This window comes from Halorubrum distributum JCM 13561 (assembly GCF_000337395.1).
GTDB lineage: Archaea > Halobacteriota > Halobacteria > Halobacteriales > Haloferacaceae > Halorubrum > Halorubrum distributum.
The window spans coordinates 1-627 of record NZ_AOJF01000010.1 but is presented as its reverse complement, the minus strand read 5'-3'; the positions used below and the strand labels follow the sequence as shown (position 1 = coordinate 627).

Annotated in this window: 1 pseudogene; it reads left to right on the top strand. The window is 70.5% G+C overall.

The annotated features are described in order from the left end of the window. Positions 1-627: pseudogene (locus C470_RS15895) on the top strand (hypothetical protein); the annotation flags it as partial.

The window sequence follows — 627 nt, the reverse complement described above, 5'->3', positions numbered from 1 at the left end:
GCGGGTCGGGCGTCGATGTCGTCCGGGCTGTCGCCGTCGAAGAGGAGCTCATCAAGTCGTGCGACGCCGGCCTCGACGAGGCGTACCCCGAGGCTTATTCCCTCGCACGGACCGAGTACGGCGCCCCTCTCCCCGAGTACCTCCCCACCGGCGACGCGGTGGCCGAGTTCGACGCGGTCCTCGACGTGATTAGCGAGGTCGGGTTCTTCGACCTCGACGAGGACGCGCTCGCGACCACCGTCTCCGCCACCGGCGACGACGTCGGCGGCGAGGCCGTTCGAGCCCTCGACCCCGTATGGCGCGACTCCGAAAGTGGGGAGTCGGTGATCGTGTACGACAGCGGGACCGTGTGGGACGCTGATACCCAACGCGTCATCGACACGCTCCGGTTCGTAGCCCTCGACAGCGGCCTCCTCAACGACCCTCGCGAGGCCCTGGAGGGCTCCGGCTTCACCGAGGCGTACCGTCGCGCACGCACCAAGTACGGCGCCCCGCTCCCGCGCTGGGAGCCGGCAGCCGACGGCGCGCGTGAACTTACTCCCCAGCTCCCACCGAGCGACGAGCTCGTCGACGCCCGCTCGTTCGACGGCGTCAGTCCCGACGAGCTCGAGGTCGCCCGCGAGGAGG